Raw genomic sequence first — 22,365 nt, forward strand, 5'->3', positions numbered from 1 at the left:
TTCGACCTCACAATGAAAGGGTGAAAGGAAGAAGACAGGCATGAGGACACTGCTCACCGTCGCCGCCGTCGCGTCCCTGATCGCCAGCCCCGCCGCAGCCAACCAATTCCTCGACTATTTCGAGTATGGCCGCGCCGAGCTTTCGCCTCGGGGGTATCGGATGGTGCGCGCCGTCGCCGACTATGCGCGACACGGTCATCCCAGCCGGGTGCTTATCGTCGGCCATATGGACACGGCGGAGGCCGAGGAATTCTCCGATGAACTGAGCCGAAGGCGCGCTCAGGCAGTGGCGACCGAACTTGTGAACCTGGGCATTGATCCGTCCATGATCGAGCAGCAAGGACGGGGTGCATCCCTCCTGGCCCGCACCACGCCCCCGAATACGCCTGAACCGCTCAACCGCCGGGTGAGCGTCGACGTCAATTTCTGACTGGCGGCTCGGTGTGGGCGTACCGGTCTCCAAGCCGTTGGACGGCCCACAGGTCGCCCTGCGCCGCGACAGGTCGGCATGGAGCCCGCGTGAACTCCTGGCGATCCTAGGCGCTTAGATCACGCCGTCCGTGACGGCGCGGACAGTGGGCGTGGCCGGCGGACATGATGAAGCGATTAACCCTTCGCCTTAAGCCTGTTCCTCAACGGGGCCTCAAAGCCTATCCGCTAGGGTCCGGCCTATGAACCCCTGGTCTCTCAGCCGTCCGGTCCTGGCCTGCCTGTCCGTCCTGGCGCTCGGCGCCTGCAACGGGGGCGAAGGCGATCCCAACCGGTTCGAGAACCTGGCCCAGGCCGTGGCCGCCATCGACGTGCCCATGACCCCGGTCTCGCACGACGCCCCCTCGACCCCGGTCGTCGTCGCCACCACGCCGACCGGCCTGCGTCCCGCCCTTCAGGTCCAGGTCATGGACCCCCACGACCTCTGGGACGCGCGCGACGGAACGATCCAGGGCGCGGTGCGCCAGGCCGTTGTCCGCACCGCCGCCGAGGCCGCCCCCGCCATGGCCCGTTCCGCGAGCCAGGCCGTGGTGCGCCAGGTCTCGGACACGACGACCCTGCGCCCCGCCCTGTCCGCCGCCTCCGGCCCGGCCACGGTGATCCAGCTGGGCGCCTTCTCCAGCGAGGCGGCCGCCCGCGCCGCATGGGCCGAGGCCGGCAAGGGCGGCGCCCTGGCCGGGCTGACCCCCCGGTTCGAGCCGGTCGAGGTCAACGGCCGCCGCCTGACCCGGCTGAAGGTCGGGCCGATCCCGGCCGAGGCCGCCGCCGGCCTGTGCCGCGCCGCCCGGGTGTCCGACCCCTGGTGCCGGCGCGCGGGCTGATCGTCCACAAGCCTGACATGGGCCTGTCGTTGACCTTCTGAAGTCCCGGCCCGATTCTGATCCGACTGGACCGGGGCGGAGTGAGTCGCGCCCGGCCGCTGGAAACGGATCGTTCGCGCCATGTCGCAGCCTCTTGTCATCGTCGTCGGCAATGAGAAGGGCGGGGCCGGCAAGTCCACCCTGGCCATCCATATCGCCACCGGCCTGCTGCACGCCGGCAAGCGGGTGGCCATCATCGACCTGGACCTGCGCCAGCGGTCGATGGCGCGCTTCTTCGCCAACCGCGCCGCCTGGGCGGCCGCCAACCAGCAGACCCTGCCCATGCCGACCGAGCCGGACATGGGCGACGGCAAGGCCCTGGCCCGCGCCGAGGAGGCCGAACAGATGGCCCGGTTCGAGGCCGCCTTCGCCCAGGCCCAGGGCGCCGACGTCATCCTGATCGACACGCCGGGCGGCGACACCGCCCTGTCGCGCGCGGCCCACGCCCGCGCCGACCAGATCATCACCCCGATGAACGACAGTTTCGTCGATTTCGACCTGCTGGGCCAGGTGGACCCGGTGACGCTGGAACTGCAGAAACCCTCGATCTATTCCGAAAGCGTCTGGGAGGCGCGCAAGCATCGGGCCGTCACCCAGGGCCGCCAGGCGACCATCGACTGGGTCGTCCTGACCAACCGCCTGGCGGTGGCCGAGGCGCGCAACCGGCGCCGCCTGCAGGAGCGGATGGACAAGCTGGCCAAGCGGGTCGGCTTCCGCGTCGGGCCGGGCCTGCGCGACCGGGTCATCTATCGCGAACTGTTCCCCTTCGGCCTGACCGTCGCGGACCTGTCGAACGATGTGCGGCCGGTGGCGGTGTCCCTGGCCCATGTCGCGGCGCGCCAGGAACTGCGCAACCTGATGCAGGCTCTGGGCCTGGACCAGAGCCTGACCCCCCTGGACGCGGCGGCCTGATTTGAGCCTGTTGTGGCTGGGTCTGGGCGCCCTGGCCCTGTGGGCCCTGGTTCGCCTGGGCCGCCAGACCGAGAGCGCCCGGCGCGGCCATTGGCGCGTCGCGGCCACCCTGCTGGCGACGGCGGCCCTGGGCGGCGGCCTTCTGGCGGCGATGCGCGGCGCCTGGATCATCGGCGCGGCCCTGGCCGCCGCGGGCCTGTGGCTGGTCCTGGCCTCGCGCCAGCGGACCGTTTCCCCGCGTCGTGAAGACCTGTCGGCGGCCGAGGCCCGCTCGATCCTGGGCGTCGCGCCCGACGCGGACGCCGCCGCCATCAACGCCGCCTGGCGCCGCCTGATGGCCCGCGCCCACCCCGACCAGGGCGGCACCGAGGGCCTGGCCGCCCGCCTGAACGCCGCGCGCGACCGCCTGCTGCGGCCCTGACGGGGCCGGCGCGAAGACCTCTCTGCCGAGGTAGGGAATGGTGGAGGTGAAAGACTGCGTCTTGAACCGGAACCACGCGCATACGGTTGGCGTGGCGGCTATGCGCAAAGAAGGAATGGTGGATGCGACAGGGATTGAACCTGTGACCCCCTCGGTGTGAACGAGGTGCTCTCCCGCTGAGCTACGCATCCATGCCATCGGGGAGGCGCGGACATAGCCCGGCGCCTTGATGGGCGCAAGCCCCGTTCAGGCCCCAGACAGGGCCTTGGCGACATAGTGGTCGACCACGATCATGTCGACCGCCTCCTCGATGTCGGCGAAGGCGTCCACGATGACGTCGGGCAGCAGATCCTCGATCGGCACGGGCGTGTAGCCGAAGCTGACCCCGATCACCGGCAGGCCGGCGTCGCGGGCGCAGCCGATGTCGGGCGCCGCGTCGCCGACCATGATGGCGCGCGCCGGATCGCCCCCGACCTGACGCACCGCTTCGACCAGATGGGCGCCGCAGGGTTTGCGGGCGCTGACCCGATCGGGCCCGACCACGGCGGCGAAGCGACGCGTCAGGTCCAGCCGGTCCAGCAGCATTTCCGACAGGTCGCTGCGCTTGTTGGTGACCACGACCAGGGCCGCGCCGCGTTCCGCCAGCCGGTCCAGGGTCTCGACACACCCCTCGAACGGGCGCGAATGGTCGGCGATGTGGTCGATGTAGTCGGCGATGAAGGCGTCATACAGTTCGGGATCGTTCGCCTGATCGGCCGGCGCGCCGGCGCGTTCAAAGCCATGGACCAGCAGGGCCCGCGCCCCGCCGCCGATCAGTTCCTGCGCCCCCTGCATCGGAACCTGGGGCAGGCCTTTCAGCACCAGCATCCGGTTCAGCGTGCCCACCAGATCGTGGTGCGTCTCCACCAGGGTGCCGTCCAGGTCGAAGGCCAGGGTCCAGCCTTCCAGGTCGCGTTCGATCATCCTCGTCTCCCTTCGGGCCGCCCGATGGGTTAGACCACGATGAACGCCCTAGCCTCCGGACCGATTCATGACCAGCCAGGCCCGCGCCGCCATCATCCTCGCCGCCGGACAGGGCACGCGCATGAAGTCGCTCCTGCCCAAGGTGCTGCACCCGGTCGGCGGCCGCGCCATGCTGGACCACGCCATAGACGCGGCGGAAGGGTTGGGCTGCGAACGGATCGTGGTGGTGGTCGGAACTCATTCGCCCCAGGTGCGCGCCCATGTCGAGGCGCGGCTGGGCGCCGAGGCGGTGGCGGTTCAGGACCCGCCCCTGGGCACCGGCCACGCCGTGCTGGCGGCCAAGGCGGCGCTGAGCGGCTTCGACGGCCAGGTCATTATCACCTATGGCGACGTGCCCCTGCTGAAAGCGGGCGACATCGAAGGAGCCTTCGGCGGCGAGGGCGTGACCGTGGTCGGCTTCGAGGCGCGCGATCCGACCGGCTATGGCCGCCTGCTGATCGACGCCGACGGCGGTCTGGAGGCCATCGTCGAGCATAAGGAGGCCTCGCCGGATCAGCTGAAGGTCACGGTCTGCAACTCGGGCGTCATGGCCGCGCCCGCCGCCCTGCTGTTCGATCTTCTGGCCGAGGTCAAAAACGACAACGCCAAGGGCGAATACTATCTGACCGATGTGGTTGAGCTGGCGCGCGGCCGCGGCGCCCCCACGCGCGCCGTCTATGCCGACGAGGATGCGGTGATGGGTGTCAACGCCCAGGCCGAACTGGCCCAGGCCGAGGCCCTGTTCCAGAAGGTCCAGCGGGAGATGGCCCTGGCGGCCGGCGTCATGATGCCCGCGCCCGACACCGTCCATTTCGCCTGGGACACTCAGGTTGAGGGCGGCGCGACGGTCGAGCCCTATGTCGTCTTCGCCCCCGGGGTGACGGTGGCCGCCGGCGCCCGCATCCGCGCCTTCAGCCATCTGGAAGGCGCCGCCGTGGGGCCGGGCGCCGAGGTCGGCCCCTACGCCCGCCTGAGGCCCGGCGCGAACCTGGGCGCCAAGGTCAAGATCGGCAATTTCGTCGAGGTGAAGAACGTCCGCATGGACGACGGCGCCAAGGCCAATCACCTGGCCTACCTGGGCGACGCCGCAGTGGGCGCGGGCGCCAACATCGGCGCGGGGACCATCTTCTGCAACTACGACGGGGTGTTCAAACATCGCACCACGGTAGGCCAGGGCGCCTTCGTCGGCTCGAACAGTTCGCTCGTGGCGCCGGTGACCATCGGGGCGGGCGCCATGGTCGGCTCCGGCTCGGTTGTGACCCAGGATGTCCCCGACGGCGCCCTGGCCCTGGCCCGCGCGCGCCAGGCGGTGAAGCCCGGCTGGGCCACGCGCTTCATGGCCATGATGAAGGCGAAGAAGGCGCAAAAATCATGATCCCTCTCCCGTCGGGAGAGGGCTTGAGCGCCCGAGAGCGCCAGCGATCGGACTTGCGCGAAAGGGTGAGGGGTTTAGGTCTCGCCGTTTCGCACCGTAACCCCTCACCCTTTCGGCTGGCGGCGCGCTTCGCTTGCCGAGCCTCAAGCCCTCTCCCTCTGGGAGAGGGAGGACAATCATGAGCGACATCCAGAAGAAACACGCCGGCGAGGCCGCCGCCCTGCGCGTCGAACCCGGCATGGTCGTGGGCCTTGGCACCGGCTCGACCGCGGCCTGGTTCGTGCGGGCGCTGGCGGCGCGGGGCCTGGCCGACCTGCGCTGCGTGCCGACGTCTGAAGCCACCGCCGAACTGGCGCGCGACCTGGGCCTGCCGCTGACCACACTCGAAGACACGCCACGCCTGGACCTGACCGTCGACGGCGCCGACGAGGTCGGGCCGGGCCTGGCCCTGATCAAGGGCGGCGGCGCGGCCCTGTTGCGCGAGAAACTGGTGTGGGAAGCCTCGGCCCGCTGCATCGTCATCGCCGACAGCGCCAAGGTGGTTCCGGTCCTGGGCGCCTTCCCCCTGCCCATCGAGGTGGTCGCCTTCGGCCACAAGACCACGGCCAACCGCATCGCCGACGTCCTGACCGACCACGACATCGCCATGCCCGCCCGGGTCCGAAGCGCCGAGCGGGGCCTGGTCAGAACCGATGGCGGCAATCTGATCTATGACGCCAAATGCGGCGCCATCCACGACCCGGCGCGCCTGGCCGACGACCTGAAGCTGATCACCGGCGTCGTCGAGCACGGCCTTTTCCTGGACCTGGCGGACGAGGCGATCATCGGTGGCGATGACGGGGTCCAGACCCTATTTCCGTGACCCTTCCCAAGATCGAGCGTTCTGATGGCTGAATATGACTACGACCTCTTCGTCATCGGCGCCGGTTCGGGCGGGGTGCGGGCGGCGCGGCTGACGGCGCTGGGCGGCAAGCGGGTGGCCATCGCCGAGGAGTTCAAGGTTGGCGGCACCTGCGTGGTGCGCGGCTGCGTGCCCAAGAAATTCATGGTCATGGCGTCCGAGGTCAGCCACGCGCTGGAGATCGCCGAGGGCTATGGCTGGACCCTCCCCGACGCCGCCTTCGACTGGCCGACCTTCCTCCAGGCCAAGGATGTCGAGATCGCGCGCCTGTCGGGCATCTACGCCGCCAACCTGGGCAAGGCCGGGGTCGATCTGGTGCATGGCCGGGCGGTGCTGAAGGACGCCCACACGGTCGAAATCGTCGGCAAGGACCGAACCATCACGGCCGAGAAGATCCTGATCGCCACCGGCGGCCGGCCCTGGGTTCCGGCCGACATGCCGGGCATCGAGCATGCCATCACCTCCGAAGAGGCCTTCCATCTGCCCGAACTGCCCAAGCGCATCCTGATCGCGGGCGGCGGCTATATCGCGGTGGAATTCGCGGGCATCTTCGCCGGCCTGGGCGTCGAGACGACGCTGATCTATCGCGGGCCGAACATCCTGCGCGGCTTCGACGACGACGTGCGCGCGCATCTGGCGGGCGAGATCGAGAAGCGCGGGATCAAGGTCATACTGGGCTGTCAGCACACGGCGATCGAGAAGACCGAGACGGGCCTGATCAACCGGCTGGAAAACGGCATGGAGATCGAGACCGACGTGGTCATGTTCGCCACCGGCCGGGTTCCCTACGTCAAGGGCCTGGGGCTGGAAACGGCGGGGGTCGGACTGACCGAGGCCGGGGCCATCAGGGTCGATGAATTCTCCAGGACCACGGCCGACAACATCTGGGCCATCGGCGACGTCACCGACCGGATGAACCTGACCCCCGTCGCCATCCGCGAGGCCGTGGCCTTCCACGAGACCGTCTATCGCGACAATCCGATGGCCTTCGACTACGAGGCCGTGGCCACGGCGGTGTTCAGCCAGCCGCCGGTCGGCACCGTGGGCCTGACGGAATCCGAGGCGCGGCATAGCTGTCCGGGTGAGGTGGACGTCTATGTCACCCGGTTCCGGCCGATGAAATACGCCTTCACCGGCTCGGACGAACGCGTCCTGATGAAACTGGTGGTCGATGCGACCAGTCAGAAGGTCGTCGGCGTGCACATCGTGGGACCAGAGGCGCCCGAGATGATCCAGCTGGCCGCCATCGCCGTGAAGGCCGGCCTGACCAAGGCGCAATGGGACGCGACCTGCGCCGTCCACCCCACCATGGCCGAGGAGCTGGTGACCCTGAAGGAGAAACAGGCGCCGGCGAACGTCTCGGCAGGCTGAACCCCCGCTCAGCGATGCAGGGCCTCCAGCCGGTCCAGGCGTGAGGCGAACGGGACCGGCGCCGCACGGGCGCCGTCGTCGGTGACATGCAGCAAGGCGTCGGGCGCCTCGCGCAGATCCGGCCAGTCGGCAAGCCCGCCTCCCCTGGGATCGCCCACCGCCGCGAAGCGCGCCCAGGCGTCGGCCAGGCGCTCGGCCAGCGCCTGATGGCCTTCCGGCGCCTCCGGCTCCAGGTTATCGAAGACGAAGCCCCGCTCGGCCCCGTGCCGCCCCCCGGCGGCGTCGAAGCGATACAGGAAGGTCGGCGCCCCCGTCCTGGCGTGCAGCCTGGCCAGGGCGCGGGCCGGCTCGCCAAAGACCCAGTCGCCCAGAAGCGCGGCGCCGTCGCCGCCCCAGCTGGACACCGCGCCGGGCGCCACCCTGGCCTGCAAGGCGCGCCAGGGCGGATAGGCGTCCGGGTCCTGACCGGCGAACTCGGCCCCGTTGGACCCGATGATCAGGGGGATCGGCGCCTGCCGCCCGGCCGCGAAGGCCGACATCACATCTTCCCGCACCAGCCGTCCGTCCTGGATGAAGCCGTCGCCGCCATAGAAGCTGAAACCCGGCGTCAGCAGGCGTTCGGGAGCCACGGCGCGCAGGGTCTCGGCCGAGACATCCGGCGGCAGGCCCGCCCGGACGGCCCAGTCCGCGCCCCTCGCGCGGATCGGGGCGACGCCCGCCTCGCCCGGCCCCTCCAGCGGCGCGCACCGCTCGCGTCCCAGGCCGGACTGGATCACGGCGCGATGGAACAGGCCGCGCGCGGCCGGGGCGATCATCAGCCGCGCCACCGCCGCCCCGCCCGCCGACTGTCCGAACAGGGTGACGCGCCCCGGATCGCCGCCGAACGCCCCGATCGAGTCCCGCACCCATTCCAGGGCGGCGATCATGTCCATCAGCCCATAGGCGCCGGCGGGTTCGCCATCCGCCCGCTCGGCCGCCAGGGCCGTATGGTCGAAGAAGCCCAGCCGGCCCAGCCGATAGTTCACGGTCACCACCACCACGCCCCGCCGCGCCAGTCGCGCCCCGTCATACAGGCCCGCCGAGCCCGAGCCGCTGACGAAGCCGCCGCCGTGGATCCAGACCATGACCGGCCACCCCCCGCCCGCCCGCGGCGCCCAGAGGTTCAGGGTCAGGCAATCCTCGCCCATGGCCTCCTCGCCCACGCCCGGGTCCGCATCCGACGGCGGCTGGACGGCCTTGAGACCGAACGCCAAGGCCGGGCGCGGCTGTGTCCAGGGCCTCGGCCGTTGCGGCGGACGCCAGCGCAGGGGCCCCACGGGCGGCGCCGCATACCGCAGCCCCCTGAACACCGCGACCTCGCCGGCGACCCGCCCGACCACCGGGCCGTCGCGCGTCTGGATGATCGGGTCATCGGCGTCCGCGAAACTCATGCGCCCAGAATACCGATCTTCGCCGCGTTTTCGTCCGGAACCGCGCCGCATGCGAAAAATCCAGTCCCGACGGGAACCAAGCGCCGCGCTGGCCGTTCCGAGCGCGCGGGGTCCTGGGGCATGCGTTGAAAGAATTGGCGAAATCGGGCGAGCTGGCGTTCGACCTGGCGACGGCGTTCGACGCCTCGCCCAATCCCTACATGCTGCTGACGCCGGACCTGCGGTTCGCCGGCATGAACCAGGCCTATCTGGACGTCACCCAGCGCACGCGCGACGACCTGCTGGGCCGTCATGTGCTGGAAGCCTTCGACGCCGGCGGCGATGAAACCAACATGGCCCTCCTGCGCGGCTCCTTCGAGCGGGTGCTGCGGACCGGCGAGATCGACCGCATTCCCAGCCTGCACTACGCCATCCCCCTGCCGGACCAGACCGGGGCGATCCGCTATATCGACAAATACTGGAGCTGCACCCATTCGCCGGTGAAGGACGTGGACGGCCGGCTGCGCTTCATCCTTCAGCACACCACCGACATCACCGAACTGCATATGCTGCGGCGGGCGACGGGCGCGGGCGACGCCTCGGCCCTGGACGCCCTGATCAGCGACCGGGTGCTGCGCCAGGCCGAGGGCATGCAGGAGCGCAACCTGGCGCTCGAATCCGAACGCGACCGGCTGGTCGGCATGTTCATGCAGGCGCCGGGCTTCATCGCCGTGCTGAGCGGGCCGCACCATGTGTTCCAGTTGGTCAACGGCGCCTATTCCCGCCTGATCGGGCGCGACGGGGTGGAGGGCCTGCCGGTGCGCGAGGCCCTGCCCGACCTGGCCGGCCAGGGTTTCTTCGAACTGCTGGACGGGGTGCTTGAGACCGGCGAGCCCTATGAGGGGCGCAACCAGAGGGTCCGGCTGCAACGGCGGCCCGACGGCCCGCTGGAGGACGTCTATCTGAACTTCATCTATCAGCCGATCCGCGACGGGTCCGGCCGGCCGGCCGGCATCCTGGTTCAGGGCCATGACGTCACCGAATCCGTCCTGGCGGCCGAGCGGCAGAAGCTGATGATCGACGAGCTGAACCACCGGGTGAAGAACACCCTGGCCACGGTCCAGTCCATCGCCATGCAGACGGCCCGCCATCACCCGGAGCCACAGGGCTTCGCCGAGGCCTTCCAGTCGCGGCTGATGTCCCTGTCGCACACCCACGACCTGCTGACCCGCAGTCATTGGGAAGGCGCCGACCTTCGCGCCGTGCTGCAGCATGAGACCGACGCCCACGGCGGGGCCTTGCGGATCGTGCTGAACGGGCCGCCGGTGTCTCTGGACCCGGCCCAGGCCCTGTCGCTGGGCATGGTGTTCCACGAACTGGCCACCAACGCCGGCAAATACGGCGCCCTGTCGACGCCGGAAGGCCGGGTCTTCGTGGACTGGGCCATCGCCGACCAGCGCGCGCCGCGCCTGACCCTCAACTGGCGCGAGGCGGGCGGGCCGCAGGTCAGCCCGCCCCAGAGGCGCGGCTTCGGCAGCCGTCTGATCGAACGCAATATCCGCCACGATCTGGCGGGCGAGATCGAAGCGGCTTACGCACCCGAGGGCTTCAAGGCCGACATCTCCATGCCGCTGGACAGGGAACGGGACGCACAATGACGGATCTGACGGGGCGCAGAATTCTGGTGGTCGAGGACGAATCCCTGGTCGCCATGCCGATCGAGACCATACTGGAAGACCTGGGCTGCATTCCCGTGGGCCCGGCGGCCACCGTGCCCGCGGGCCTGACCCTGGCGACGGGCGAGAGCCTCGACGCCGCCCTGCTGGACGTCAATGTCGCGGGCCAGCAGGTGTTTCCGGTGGCCCAGGCCCTGGCTGATCGCGGCGTGCCCCTGGTCTTCTCCACTGGCTATGGCGAGGCGGGCCTCCCGGACCAGTGGCGCGGCCGCCCCACCCTGCAGAAACCCTTCACCGAGGCCGCGGTCGGCCAGGCGATCCGCAAGGCCCTGGGCGTCTAAGGTTTCAATCGAATGGCTTCCCTCTCCCTTTAGCGTGTGAACCCATAATTGGGCTCCGTTTCTTCAAGATTTTTCAAAACCCCCGTCACCCTCGGGCTTGTCCCGAGGGTGACGAGATTTGTGGGTTCAAAACCTAACGCCTGCCCAGGTCCTTCAGCACCGCGCGCGCAGCGTTATGCCCGGGCGCCCCGGTGACGCCCCCGCCCGGATGGGCGCCCGATCCGCACAGATACAGGCCCGGAACCGGCATCCGATGGTCGGCGTGGCCCAGCACCGGCCGGGCGCTGAACAGCTGATCCAGCGTCAGCCGGCCGTGGAAGATGTCGCCCCCCACCAGGCCGAACCGCCGCTCCAGATCGCGCGGGCCCAAGGCCAGCCGCCCGATGACCGACGCCTTGAAGCCCGGCGCATGGTGATCGACCGTCTCGATCATCAGGTCGGCCACCGTCTCTCGGTGCGCGTCCGCCAGGTCGGGCGCGACATGCTGGCAGAACAGGCTGGCGACATGGGCGCCCGGCGGGGCCAGGCTGTCGTCCAGGGTCGAGGGGATCAGCATCTCGACGATGGGTTCGGCCGACCAGCCGTTCAACCGCGCCTGGGCGTGGGCGCGGTCCATGTAATCCAGGCTGGGGGCGATGATGATTCCCGCCGTCAGATGATCGCCGGCGTCCGGCAGGGCCGTGAATCGCGGAAGTTCCGACAGGGCCAGGTTCATGCGGAACGTGCCCGACCCGGATGCATAGCGCCCCATCCGCTCGCTGAAGTCCGCGGGGACCACGGCCGGATCGACCAGCCGGTCGAACAGCAGGCGCGGATGCAGGTTCGACACCACGGCCCGCCCGCGCACCACATCGCCGCCTTCTGTCACCGCGCCGACCGCCCTGCCCTTTTCGGTCAGCACCTGGGCCACCGGCGCATCCAGCCGGATCTCGACTCCCTGTTCGACACAGGCCGCCGCCATGGCCTGGGTGATGGCGCCCATGCCGCCGATGGCGTGGCCCCAGGCGCCCTTCTTGCCGTTCACCTCGCCGAAGACGTGATGCAGCAGCACATAGGCCGAGCCGGGGGTGTAGGGGCTGGCGTAATTGCCGACCACGCTGTCGAATCCGAACAGGGCCTTGACCGGATCGCGGTCGAACCAGCCGTCCAGCCAGTCGCCCGCCGACTTGGCGAACAGGTCCAGAAGGTCGCGCCGCCCCTGGACGTCCAGACCCGCCGCCCGCCGCCCCAGCCGCCCGGCCGACAGCAACTCCGGCAGGGCGGCCAGCCAGCCCCCTTCGGCCATGTTCGGCGGCGGGCGCAGGATCCAGTCGCGCAGCACCCCGGCCACCACCTCCAGCCGCCGCTCGTATTCGGGCAGGCGTTCGGCGTCGCGCGCCGAGAATTTGGCCACCTGCCCCTGCGTCCGCCCCTCGCCCGCCAGCAGATAGCGGCCGTCGTCCAGCGGCAGGAAGTTCGCCACCCGCCGCTCGACCACCTTCAGGCCGTGGCGGGCCAGGTCCATGTCGGCGATGACGCGCGGGTTCAGCAGGCTGACGGTATAGCTGGCGGTCGAGTTGCGGAAACCCGGATGGAATTCCTCCGTCACCGCCGCCCCGCCGACGATCCCGCGGCGCTCCAGCACCGTGACCTTCAGCCCCGCCCGCGCCAGATAGAAGGCGCAGACCAGCCCGTTGTGCCCGCCGCCCAGGATGACGACATCGGTCTGCGTCTCGGCCATTCGGTCGTCCCCCTCGCCCGCCTGCCATAGCAGCCGGACCGGGGCGCGTCAGCCGCGACGCACGGCGGCGAACCAGCCCGTGTCCGTCCTCTGAACAGACCCGGCCACGGCCAGGACGGCCAGCATCTCTCGCACCCTGGCCTCTCGCGTGCGCCGCGTGCCTCCGTCGAACCGGGCGGACAGGGCTTCGGCCTCCACGGGCGCGCCGCTGCGGCGCAGGGTGGCCAGAAGCGATGACGCCAGGCCTTCGGGCGATGGCGGAAGGGTCGGACGCACCGTCGCCGGCGCCAGGCCGGCCTCGATCTGCACCGGGCCCGCCGACACCGCCACTCGAGCGGCCTGATAGCCGGGGCGCAGAAAACGCACCACGCCCCGCGCCTCTTCCACGGCGCGTTCGCGGTTCAGCCGGGCCAAGGCGGCGACCGCCGTCTCGTCATCCATTTCCGCGGTCCAGCCATAGGCCCTGGCGGCCTGTTCATCGATCCGGCGGTGCAGATGATCCAGCAGTCGCACAAGACCCCGCTCGCACACATCGTGCTGGGCTTCGGACAGAGGCGCGCCGGACAGCAGCCTCTCGCGTGCATTATAGAGGCCGGTCATGGTCAGATCGGGATGTTCGGCCAGAACCCGGGCGCGCAAGGCGTCCATCTCCTCGCCCAGGGCGCCCAGCTCCAGCCCCGCCGCACAGTCCAGGTCGGGAAAGGGAAAGGCGTCGAAACAGGCGCTCTTCACATAGACGGCGTCCTTGTCATAGACGCCGATACGGCCGGAATTCGCGGCGAACCAGGCCCGGTGCAGGCGAGAGGACAGCACGCCCAGCACCCGCGCATCGTCGCTGGCCACCACCACCAGCTTGTTGTCCGGCAGAATGTCTGCGCCCAGGAAGCGGAACCACCGATGCTTGGCCGTCTCGACCGTGACGATGTAGCGGTCCAGCCCTTCCAGCGCCGGCCTCATCTCGCGGCGCGGCTCGCCGAATATCCACCAGTTGTCGCGCACGGCGGCCCGGTTGTTGCGGTCGCGCTCGGGCTTCACCGTCTCCAGCACATGCTGATAGACGCCCGGATGAAGGCGCCGCACCTCGGATTCGCTCCAGCCGAACAGGTCTATCGCCTTCAGGCGCCGGGGCCGGTCGGCCAGGTCACGTCCGTTCCTGTATTGCCGCAGGGGTGATGAAGCCTCCGCCGCCGACGCCGCCATCAGTTCGCGCCCCCGTGTCGGCGAGACCAGGAATCCGGCGCCTGACAGCTGAACGCCGCGATGCGAAAGGCAGGCGTTGGCCTTTAACGCGCCGGCTGCGGACACCTCGTCGCCGAGGGTCAGGTCCGCCGCGATGACGCCGCGCCTTTCCCGCAGTTCGATACGGGGCGCATCCGTATTCAGCCCCTGTTCGGACGTGACCGTCAGCAGCCGCCCCTCTCCGTCCGGTTCGCCGCGTTCGGCCACGGTCATGGCGATGCGGACCGCCGCCCGGTCCCCGCCCTTCAGCCAGGGATGGTCGGGAATGGCGAACGCCAGCCGCATCGCCGGACGGCCATCCAGATGATGCTCCAGCACGCGGCGTGAAAAGGTCTGGGTGATCGAATTGGTGGTGATGAAGCCGAACCGGCGCAGGCTCGATCCCGGCCGCGTCAGGATCTCGGCCGCCCGATCCCACCAGGCGGTGACCAGGTCGGCCGAGCGGAACCGCCCCTGACGCACATGCCACAGGGCGTCGACATAGCCGGGCCCCAGTTCGCGCCGCATGTCCTTGCCGCCGATGAAGGGCGGATTGCCCACGATGAAATGCACGTCGGGCCAGGCGGCGGGGCGCGGATCGACATAGCGCACCACCTCGACCGTCTCGTCATCGGCCTCGAACAGACAGGGGACGCCTCCGGTCCCGCTCGCGCGCGTCCACCGTCGCGGCCGTCCCCGCCCATCCATGGCCATCTCGACCCGCGACCAGGTCAGCAGGGCGTCGCGGTGCTGAATCTTCTCGAAATTCCTCAGGATCGGCTCGGACGGTTGGGCGTCGCCGAACAGGCGGAAATGCCATTGCAGATAGCCGATCCACATCACCATCTCGGCGATCCAGGCGGCATAGGCGTTCTTTTCGATGCCCCAGAACTGCTCAGGCCCCACCGTATGGCCGTCCAGCGCCAGGCTGGCCTGGGCCTCGCCCATCTCGGCCAGGACGCCCAGAACCTCGCCTTCCAGCGCCTTCATCATCCCCATGGCGACATACAGGAAATTGCCGGTGCCGCAGGCCGGGTCCAGCACCCGGACATGACACAGCTGGCGGTGAAACTCGCGCACGGCCTTTCGGGCCGCCTTCTCGTCTCCGGCCAGATAAAGGCCGATGGCCCGCGCCTCCACCGCCTCCCAGTCGGCCCGCAGCGGCTCCATCACCGTCGGCTCGATCAGCCGTTCGACATAGGCGCGCGGCGTGTAGTGGGCGCCCAGTTCGCTGCGTTCGCGCGGGTCCAGGGCCTGTTCCAGCAGCGCCCCGAAGATGGCCGGCTCGACCGAAGCCCAGTCCCGCCGCGCCGCCGCGATCAGGGCCTCCAGTTCCGCGTCCGTGATCGGCAGGGTGGTGGCGTGTTTGAACAGGCCGCCGTTGAACCGCCTCAGATCCTGGCGGATGGCGGCGCAATGGCCGCCCTCGTCCATCCGCCGGAAGAAATCGCCCGCGCCCTTGTGGAACTGGTCGGCCTGGCCGCGATAGCTCTCCAGAAAGGTCAGGAATCCCCGCCGTTCGATCAGTCCGACGCTGTCGGCGAACATGGCGAAGATGCACTGCATGACGAACAGGGCGGTCTGATTGGCCCAGGCGACGCGCGTGGCCGCGTCCGGCGCGCCCGATGGGCCGTTCGGGACCCGCGCCCCGATGGATCGCACCAGCCAGGCCAGATCGGCCGCGATGTCGGTCGTCACCTCGGCGACCCTCTGGGCCGGGTCCAGGCTCATCGGATCGGTCCAGACCCGGCGCAGCCGTTCGCGGATCGCGGGGTCGGCCAGGTCGGACAGTTCGATCCGGTATCGCGCCCTGTCTGGAAAGGGCGAATAGGCCTTCCCCTGCCGCGCGAAATCGGACCAAAGCTCTATCGCCCGGCCGACATCGACCACGATCAGGAACGGCGGCCATTCGTCCAGCGCCTTGGCGTAGCCCTCGGCCTGGCGCTTGGCGGCGCGCATCAGCCTTTCGATGGCCGAATCCGACACCTTCGCCATCCGCCGCCGCCTGGCGCCGACCAGCGCCAGCTGATGCTGGGGATCAAGGATCCCGCCATCCCGACGCTTACGGGATTGTTTGGCCTCCAGCACGAAGGCGCCGCGCCTGTAACAGTCGATGAAGCCCGGATGCGACGTCCCGTCCTCATAGAGGAACCGCACCGGCCGCTCGAAACAATAGTCGGGATCGCCGACCCGCACCTCGTCCGGCGCGGGCGCGCCGATGACCCGGCACAGCTGGCTGATGAAGCCCTGATAATGGGCGCGTTCCGAAATGCCGGCCGCGCTCCAGACCCGGATGAAGTCGTCGGCATCCATCGGTCGCCCTCCCTGCGGGAGACAACCTTAGATTAGCTTCAATTCAGACACAATCTATGCGGGATCACCGCCCGCATACCGCGCATGCAGCATCGGCTTGCCCAGCCAGTAGGCCAGCTCGGCGGGGCGGTCGATGTCCCAGACGGCCAGGTCGGCGGCCAGGCCCTTTTTGATGCGCCCGACATCGGCGAACAGGCCCAGGGCGCGGGCCGCCTCGCGCGTCGCGCCGGCCAGGGCCTCCTCCGGCGTCAGTCGGAACTGGACGCAGGCCAGGTTGATCGCCGCCGTCATCGAGGCCACGGGCGAGGTGCCGGGGTTGCAGTCGGTCGCCACCGCCATCTTCACCCCATGCTGGCGGAACAGGTCGATGGGCGGCGTCTTCGTCTCGCGCAGCATCAGGTATGCGCCGGGCAGCAGCACCGCGACCACCCCCGCCTGGGCCATGGCCTTCACCCCCTCTTCGGTGGTGTGCTCGACATGGTCGGCCGACAGGGCGCCGTATCGCGCGGCCAAGGCGGCCCCGCCGCCGTCCGACAACTGGTCGGCATGCAGCCGCACCGGCAGGCCCAGGCTGCGCGCCCGTTCGAACAGGCGCGAGACCTCGGCCGTGGTGAAGGCGATGGGCTCGCAATAGGCGTCGACCGCATCGACCAGATCGTGATCGTGCGCGGCGGTCAGGATGTCGCCGATGGCCAGATCGACATAGGCGTCGCGGTCGTCGCGGTGTTCGGGCGGCAGGGCGTGCAGGCCCAGATAGCTGGTGCGGACCCGCACCCCGCCCTCCTTGCCGATGCGGCGCGCGACGCGCAGCATCTTCAGCTCGGCCTCCATGTCCAGGCCGTAGCCGGACTTGATCTCGACCGTGGTGACGCCGGTGGCCTTCAGCCCCTCCAGCCGGCTCATGGCGCTGTCGAACAGATCATCCTCGCTGGCCTCGCGCGTGGCGCGCACGGACGAGACGATGCCGCCGCCCGCCCTGGCGATCTGTTCATAGGTTGCGCCGCCCAGCCTCTGTTCGAACTCGCCCGACCGGTCGCCGCCGAAGACCAGATGGGTGTGACAGTCGATCAGCCCCGGCGTGACCCATCGCCCGCCCAGCCGGTCCGTCTCGGCCGCCTTGTGCCTGGGCAGTTCGCCGCGCGGCCCGGCCCAGACGATCTTGCCGTGATGGATCAGAATCGCCCCATCCTCGACCGCCCCATAGGGTTCGTCGGACGCGACCATGGTGGCCAGGCGGCATTCGGTGATCAGTCGGTCGGCCTTGATCATCGCGACTGGAACCCCATCAGCAGCTCGCAGAACCAGCGCCCGGCCGTCAGCGACCCCAGGTCGCCGATCTCCAGCGACGGATCGTATTCGGTCAGGTCCACGGCCCTGACCTTGGCATGGGCGCCGATCACCCGCGTCGCGGCGAAGAAGTCGTGCACCGACACCCCGCCCGGCCGCGCGCCGGGGCTGGCGGGCCACTGACCGCGGTCGATCACGTCGATGTCGAAATCGACATAGATGGCGTCGCACAGGCCCGACAGACGCTCCAGCTCCTCGGCCACGACCGCCGCCAGGCCGCGTTCCCGGCACTCGCCCGCCGTCCGCACCGAAATGCCCGCCGCCTTCGCCTTGTCATGCGCCCGCTTCGTATTGGCGAAGGGGGCCAGGCCGATCTGGCTGATGCGCCGCCCGTCCAGCCCGTCCTCCAGCAGCGCCTGGATCGGATTGCCGTTGGTCAGGCCCTGGTCGGTGTCGCGCAGGTCGAAATGGGCGTCCAGCGTCAGCACGCCTACACTGTCCAGCCCCTTGGCGAGCCCCAGCCCATGCGCGCCCGGTCGGGTGATGGCGTTGTTGCCGCCGACCAGCACCGTCAGCGCCCGCGCCCCTTGCGCCGCCACCGCGTCACGCACGGGCGCAAAGGCGTCGGCGGGCGACACAGCCTTCAGAGGCACGTCGCCCGCGTCATGCACCACGGTCTCCAGGCTGCCCCCCGTCTCGATGTCATAGGTGGAAAAGCGCGGCAGCACGGCCCGGAACGCCTTGGGCCCCAGGTCGCAGCGGCCGGGTGTCAGCGACCGCTCGTTCAACGGCGCCCCGATCAGGGCGACCGGCGCATCGGGGTGATCGCCGACCAGATCGCCGACCGACCGCCAGCCCAGGGCTTCGGACTTCTCCGTCATGCTCATCCTTTCGTCGGCGAGAAACGCGCCACCAGATCATAGGCGGCGCCGGGAGAGATTTGGGAAGCCCATGTCACGCCCCGACCATCGCGCCAGGTGCGTCGTTCCAGCCTCAGACAGGCCGCGCCGGGCGTCAGCCCCAGTGCGGCCGCCGTCTCGCGATCGGCCGCCACGGCCGATATCCGGTGCTCGGCCTCGGTCCAGGGCGTATGGGCCAGAAGCCAGCTCCCCGGCGCCTGAACCGTGAAATCCGCCGCCTCGGCCTCCGGCGCCGCGTCCAGCGAGATCAGCCGCCGCTCCAGCACGAAGGGCAGGCCGTCCGCCAGGTGCAGGGTCTCCAGCTCGATCAGACGGTCGCCCAGCGCCGGGTGATCCTCGTGCCCCGCGCGGATGCGGCGCGCCGTCAGCCGGTGCGAATAGGCCAGGCCCCGCCCCTCGACCTCGGCCTGGATGTCCGGGATGGCGACCAGGGCCGACGAATGGACCGGCGGATGGGCCACAACCGTCCCGGCCCGGCGACGGCGCACGACCAGCCCCCGCGCCGCCAGGTCCGACAGGGCGCGCGACACCGTCATCCGCGCGCAATCGTATTCGGCCATCAGCTCGGCCTCCGTCGGGATGCGACGGCCCGGCCGCCAGTCGCCCGTGGCGATGCGGCGCTCGATGTCGGCTGCAATGCGGCGATGCAGGGGCTGACGGTCCATGCGGCGAACCTGCCTCTTGCATCGAATAATGTCTAGACATAAGACGGAGACAAGAGCGGCGGACCCCACCGTCGCAGGGAGGTTCCGATGAGCGCCACGTCCAACACCCGCGTCGTCCGCGCCCCGCGCGGCCCTGAAATGACCGCCAAGACCTGGGCGGCCGAGGCGGCCCTGCGGATGATGATGAACAACCTGGACCCAGAGGTGGCCGAGCGGCCCGAGGATCTGGTCGTCTATGGCGGCATCGGCAAGGCGGCGCGCGATTGGCAGAGCTTCGACCGCATCGTCGAACAGTTGCGGGCGCTGGAGGCGGACCAGACCCTGCTGGTCCAGTCGGGCAAGCCGGTCGGGGTGTTCCGCACCCACGAAGACGCCCCTCGCGTCCTGATCGCCAACTCCAATCTGGTGCCCAAATGGGCGACCTGGGAGCATTTCCACGAACTCGATCGCAAGGGGCTGATGATGTACGGCCAGATGACGGCCGGGTCGTGGATCTACATCGGCACCCAGGGCATCGTTCAGGGCACCTATGAGACCTTCATGGAGGCGGGCCGCCAGCATTACGACGGCGACTGGTCGGGCAAATGGATCCTGACGGCCGGCCTGGGCGGCATGGGCGGGGCCCAGCCCCTGGCCGCCACCATGGCCGGGGCGTCCTGCCTGGCCGTGGAATGCCAGCGCAGCCGGATCGAGATGCGCCTGCGCACCCGCTATCTCGATGTCATGGCCGAAGACCTGGACGAGGCCCTGCGCCTGATCGACCAGGCCAAGGCCGAAGGAAAAGCCATATCGGTCGGCCTATTAGGAAATGCAGCGGATGTTTTGCCTGAACTGGTCAAGCGCGGCGTTCGGCCCGACCTGGTCACCGACCAGACCAGCGCCCATGACCTGGTCAACGGCTATCTGCCCAAGGGCTGGACGGTCTCAGAATGGGAGGACAAACGCCAGTCCGACCCCGAGGCGGTGCGCCAGGCGGCTGGTGAATCAATCGTTGACCATGTTGGCGCAATGCTGGCCTTCCAGGCCATGGGCGTGCCGACCACCGACTATGGCAACAACATCCGCCAGGTCGCCTTCGACCGGGGGGTTCAGAACGCCTTTGACTTCCCCGGCTTCGTGCCCGCCTATATCCGCCCGCTGTTCTGCCGCGGCGTCGGCCCCTTCCGCTGGGCCGCCCTGACCGGCGATCCGGACGACATCAAGAAGACCGACGCGGCGATGAAAAAGCTGTTCCCCGACAATGCCGGCCTGCACCGCTGGCTGGACATGGCGGGCGAGCGGATCGCCTTCCAGGGCCTGCCCGCCCGCATCTGCTGGATCGGCCTGGGCGACCGGCATCGGGCCGGGCTGATGTTCAACCAGATGGTGGCGTCCGGCGAGCTTTCCGGCCCCATCGTCATCGGCCGCGACCATCTGGACTCAGGCTCGGTCGCCAGCCCCAACCGCGAGACCGAGGCCATGATGGACGGCTCGGACGCCGTGTCGGATTGGCCCCTGCTGAACGCCCTTCTGAACACCGCCTCGGGCGCCAGCTGGGTGTCGCTGCACCACGGCGGCGGGGTCGGCATGGGCTATAGCCAGCACTCCGGCGTGGTCATCGTCGCCGACGGCACGCCCGAGGCGGCCAGGCGTCTCGAACGCGTCCTGTGGAACGACCCCGCCACCGGCGTCATGCGCCACGCCGACGCCGGCTACGACATCGCCAGGAACGCCGCCCGCGAACACGGCCTGAACCTGCCGAGCCTTTGAAACCCTCTCCCGAGGGGAGAGGGAGATTTCGCCCGAGAGCCCTCGGGCGATCGGTTGCGAAATCGGGTGAGGGCGTCCGTCGGCGAAAGTCGGGCGCCTTAACCCCTCACCCTTTCGCGCAAGAGCGATCGCTTCGCTCTCGCGCGCTCAAGCCCTCTCCCGCCGGGAGAGGGTTCAGTGATAGCGAAGGCGCCATGACCCAGATCACCATCGGCCAATCCCCCCTGACCCTGTCGCAGCTGCGCGCCGTGCTGGACGGTCCCGTGACCGTCGGCCTGACCGAGGCCGCCTGGGCCGATGTCGACCGGGGCGCGGCGACCGTGGCCGCCATTCTGGATCAGGGCCGCACCGTCTATGGCATCAACACCGGCTTCGGCCTTTTGGCCAACACCAGTATCGCGCCGGAAGACCTGGAGACCCTGCAGAAGAACCTGGTGCTCAGCCACGCCACCGGGGTGGGGCCCTTGCTGAGCGAGCCGGTCACCCGCCTGCTGATGGTGCTGAAGATCGCCAGCCTGTCCAAGGGGGCCTCGGGCATCCGGCGCCAGACGCTTCAGGCCCTGATCGCCCTGGTCAACGCCGACATCCTGCCCTGCATTCCATCCAAGGGATCGGTGGGCGCATCGGGCGACCTGGCGCCCCTGGCGCACATGAGCTGCGTCCTGATCGGGGTGGCCGAGGCGCGGGTCGCGGGCCAGACCCTGCCGGCCGAGGCGGCCCTGGCCAAGGCGGGACTGACACCCATCGTCCTGGGTCCGAAAGAGGGGCTGGCCCTGCTGAACGGCACCCAGTGTTCGACCGCCCTGGCCCTGGCCGGCCTGTTCGCGGCCGAGGCCTGTTTCGCCGCCGCCATCGCCGCCGGCGCCCTGTCGGTCGACGCCCTGAAGGGGTCGGACGCGCCGTTCGATCCGCGCATCCACGCCCTGCGCGGCCAGCCGGGCCAGATCGAGGTGGCCGCCGCCTTGCGCGCCCTGATGGCCGGCAGCGCCATCCGCGACAGCCACCGCGAAGGCTGCCACAAGGTCCAGGACCCCTATTCCCTGCGCTGCCAGCCCCAGGTCATGGGCGCGGCCCTGGATGTGCTGAGGAACGCCGCCGCGACGCTGGAGCGCGAGGCCAACGCCGTGACCGACAATCCCCTGGTCTTCATCGACGACGGCGACGTGATCTCGGGCGGCAATTTCCACGCCGAGCCGGTGGCCTTCGCCGCCGACCAGATCGCCCTGGTCCTGTGCGAGATGGGCAATATCTCCGAGCGCCGCACCTCCATCCTGGTCGACCCGAAGATGAGCGAGCTGCCGGCCTTCCTGGTCAAGGAAAGCGGCCTGAACTCGGGCTTCATGATCGCCCAGGTGACGGCCGCCGCCCTGGTGGCCGAGAACCGGATGGTCGCCCATCCTTGCGTCGTCGACACCGTGCCCACCAGCGCCAATCAGGAAGACCACGTCTCCATGGCCACCCACGGCGCCCGCCGCCTGCTGGACATGGCCGAGAACACGGCGGCCGTGGTCGGCATCGAGCTTCTGGCCGCCGCGCAAGGGATCGAATTCCATCGCCCCCTGACGTCCTCGCCGATGCTGGAACAGGTCCACGCCCTGGTGCGCCAGGCGGCCGCTCCCTACGGCTCGGACCACTATTTCGCGCCCGACATCGCACGCGCCGCCGAAGGCGTCCGCGCCGGCCGCTACCGTCCGTTCGCCGCCGATCTCCTGCCCTCGGCATGACGGGCGGTCGCG

At 69.8% G+C, this 22,365-nt stretch carries 18 protein-coding genes and 1 tRNA gene; 11 read left to right on the forward strand and 8 right to left on the reverse strand.

What is annotated here, in order from left to right; all coding sequences use genetic code 11:
• Nucleotides 1-40 precede the first annotated feature (40 nt).
• The 4 genes from KF910_RS00675 (at nucleotide 41) to KF910_RS00690 (ending at nucleotide 2,682) form a co-directional block, all read left to right on the forward strand.
• The gene (locus KF910_RS00675) at nucleotides 41-430 is read left to right on the forward strand and encodes an OmpA family protein (protein WP_292258252.1); all 390 of its coding nucleotides are present in this window, start codon (nucleotides 41-43) and stop codon (nucleotides 428-430) included.
• 241 nt (nucleotides 431-671) lie between these two features.
• The gene (locus KF910_RS00680) at nucleotides 672-1,310 is read left to right on the forward strand and encodes an SPOR domain-containing protein (RefSeq protein ID WP_292258254.1); all 639 of its coding nucleotides are present in this window, start codon (nucleotides 672-674) and stop codon (nucleotides 1,308-1,310) included.
• 120 nt (nucleotides 1,311-1,430) lie between these two features.
• Complete coding sequence (locus KF910_RS00685; RefSeq protein WP_292258256.1) at nucleotides 1,431-2,261, forward strand: division plane positioning ATPase MipZ; 831 nt, start codon at nucleotides 1,431-1,433, stop codon at nucleotides 2,259-2,261.
• A 1-nt stretch (nucleotide 2,262) separates the two neighbouring features.
• A complete protein-coding gene (locus tag KF910_RS00690; RefSeq protein ID WP_292258262.1) occupies nucleotides 2,263-2,682 on the forward strand; it encodes a molecular chaperone DnaJ in 420 nt (139 codons plus the stop codon).
• A 116-nt stretch (nucleotides 2,683-2,798) separates the two neighbouring features.
• Here KF910_RS00690 and KF910_RS00695 read toward each other — a convergent pair.
• Both KF910_RS00695 and KF910_RS00700 read right to left on the reverse strand, forming a co-directional pair.
• Nucleotides 2,799-2,873 (reverse strand) — tRNA-Val (locus tag KF910_RS00695).
• Nucleotides 2,874-2,928: 55 nt separating this feature from the next.
• Nucleotides 2,929-3,645 carry an HAD-IA family hydrolase gene (locus KF910_RS00700; protein WP_292258264.1) on the reverse strand — a complete coding sequence of 239 codons (717 nt, stop codon included), beginning with the start codon at nucleotides 3,643-3,645 and terminating at the stop codon, nucleotides 2,929-2,931.
• Nucleotides 3,646-3,712: 67 nt separating this feature from the next.
• Between KF910_RS00700 and glmU the strand changes: the two genes are divergently transcribed.
• The 3 genes from glmU to gor all read left to right on the forward strand — a co-directional run bounded on the left by glmU (nucleotide 3,713) and on the right by gor (nucleotide 7,331).
• Nucleotides 3,713-5,059 carry a bifunctional UDP-N-acetylglucosamine diphosphorylase/glucosamine-1-phosphate N-acetyltransferase GlmU gene (gene glmU, locus KF910_RS00705; RefSeq protein WP_292258266.1) on the forward strand — a complete coding sequence of 449 codons (1,347 nt, stop codon included), beginning with the start codon at nucleotides 3,713-3,715 and terminating at the stop codon, nucleotides 5,057-5,059.
• A gap of 175 nt (nucleotides 5,060-5,234) precedes the next feature.
• Nucleotides 5,235-5,921, forward strand: a complete 687-nt coding sequence (rpiA, locus tag KF910_RS00710; RefSeq protein ID WP_292258511.1) for a ribose-5-phosphate isomerase RpiA — start codon at nucleotides 5,235-5,237, stop codon at nucleotides 5,919-5,921.
• Nucleotides 5,922-5,945: 24 nt separating this feature from the next.
• Nucleotides 5,946-7,331, forward strand: coding sequence for a glutathione-disulfide reductase (gor, locus tag KF910_RS00715; protein ID WP_292258268.1), 1,386 nt, complete (start codon nucleotides 5,946-5,948; stop codon nucleotides 7,329-7,331).
• Nucleotides 7,332-7,339: 8 nt separating this feature from the next.
• Here the strand turns inward: gor and KF910_RS00720 are convergent, their stop codons facing one another.
• Nucleotides 7,340-8,761: a carboxylesterase/lipase family protein gene (locus KF910_RS00720; protein ID WP_292258270.1), complete on the reverse strand. Its 1,422-nt coding sequence runs from the start codon at nucleotides 8,759-8,761 to the stop codon at nucleotides 7,340-7,342.
• Between the two features lie 134 nt (nucleotides 8,762-8,895).
• Here KF910_RS00720 and KF910_RS00725 point away from each other — a divergent pair, with 134 nt between their 5' ends.
• Together KF910_RS00725 and KF910_RS00730 are read left to right on the forward strand one after the other, a co-directional pair.
• Nucleotides 8,896-10,398: a sensor histidine kinase gene (locus KF910_RS00725; RefSeq protein ID WP_292258272.1), complete on the forward strand. Its 1,503-nt coding sequence runs from the start codon at nucleotides 8,896-8,898 to the stop codon at nucleotides 10,396-10,398.
• A complete protein-coding gene (locus KF910_RS00730) occupies nucleotides 10,395-10,757 on the forward strand; it encodes a response regulator (protein ID WP_292258273.1) in 363 nt (120 codons plus the stop codon). Before KF910_RS00725 ends, KF910_RS00730 begins: the two co-directional genes overlap by 4 nt.
• 133 nt (nucleotides 10,758-10,890) lie before the next feature.
• On the opposite strand, the gene KF910_RS00735 is transcribed toward KF910_RS00730, so the two are convergent.
• The 5 genes from KF910_RS00735 to KF910_RS00755 are packed head-to-tail and all read right to left on the reverse strand — an operon-like array spanning nucleotide 10,891 to nucleotide 18,880.
• Nucleotides 10,891-12,477, reverse strand: coding sequence for a phytoene desaturase family protein (locus KF910_RS00735; protein ID WP_292258275.1), 1,587 nt, complete (start codon nucleotides 12,475-12,477; stop codon nucleotides 10,891-10,893).
• A gap of 48 nt (nucleotides 12,478-12,525) precedes the next feature.
• On the reverse strand, nucleotides 12,526-16,008 hold the full coding sequence (locus KF910_RS00740; RefSeq protein WP_292258277.1) for a class I SAM-dependent DNA methyltransferase: 3,483 nt from the start codon (nucleotides 16,006-16,008) through the stop codon (nucleotides 12,526-12,528).
• Nucleotides 16,009-16,062: 54 nt separating this feature from the next.
• Nucleotides 16,063-17,274: an imidazolonepropionase gene (gene hutI, locus KF910_RS00745; protein ID WP_292258512.1), complete on the reverse strand. Its 1,212-nt coding sequence runs from the start codon at nucleotides 17,272-17,274 to the stop codon at nucleotides 16,063-16,065.
• Nucleotides 17,274-18,176 (reverse strand): agmatinase family protein, encoded by a 903-nt coding sequence (locus KF910_RS00750; RefSeq protein ID WP_292258279.1) that lies wholly within the window; start codon nucleotides 18,174-18,176, stop codon nucleotides 17,274-17,276. The genes hutI and KF910_RS00750 overlap by 1 nt, the downstream gene beginning before the upstream one ends.
• A gap of 2 nt (nucleotides 18,177-18,178) precedes the next feature.
• On the reverse strand, nucleotides 18,179-18,880 hold the full coding sequence (locus tag KF910_RS00755; RefSeq protein ID WP_292258281.1) for a UTRA domain-containing protein: 702 nt from the start codon (nucleotides 18,878-18,880) through the stop codon (nucleotides 18,179-18,181).
• Nucleotides 18,881-18,967: 87 nt separating this feature from the next.
• Between KF910_RS00755 and hutU the strand changes: the two genes are divergently transcribed.
• Together hutU and hutH are read left to right on the forward strand one after the other, a co-directional pair.
• Complete coding sequence (gene hutU, locus KF910_RS00760) at nucleotides 18,968-20,629, forward strand: urocanate hydratase (protein ID WP_292258283.1); 1,662 nt, start codon at nucleotides 18,968-18,970, stop codon at nucleotides 20,627-20,629.
• Between the two features lie 194 nt (nucleotides 20,630-20,823).
• Nucleotides 20,824-22,353 (forward strand): histidine ammonia-lyase, encoded by a 1,530-nt coding sequence (gene hutH / locus KF910_RS00765; RefSeq protein WP_292258285.1) that lies wholly within the window; start codon nucleotides 20,824-20,826, stop codon nucleotides 22,351-22,353.
• Nucleotides 22,354-22,365 lie beyond the last annotated feature (12 nt).

This window comes from Brevundimonas sp. (assembly GCF_019636155.1).
Taxonomy (GTDB): Bacteria; Pseudomonadota; Alphaproteobacteria; order Caulobacterales; family Caulobacteraceae; genus Brevundimonas.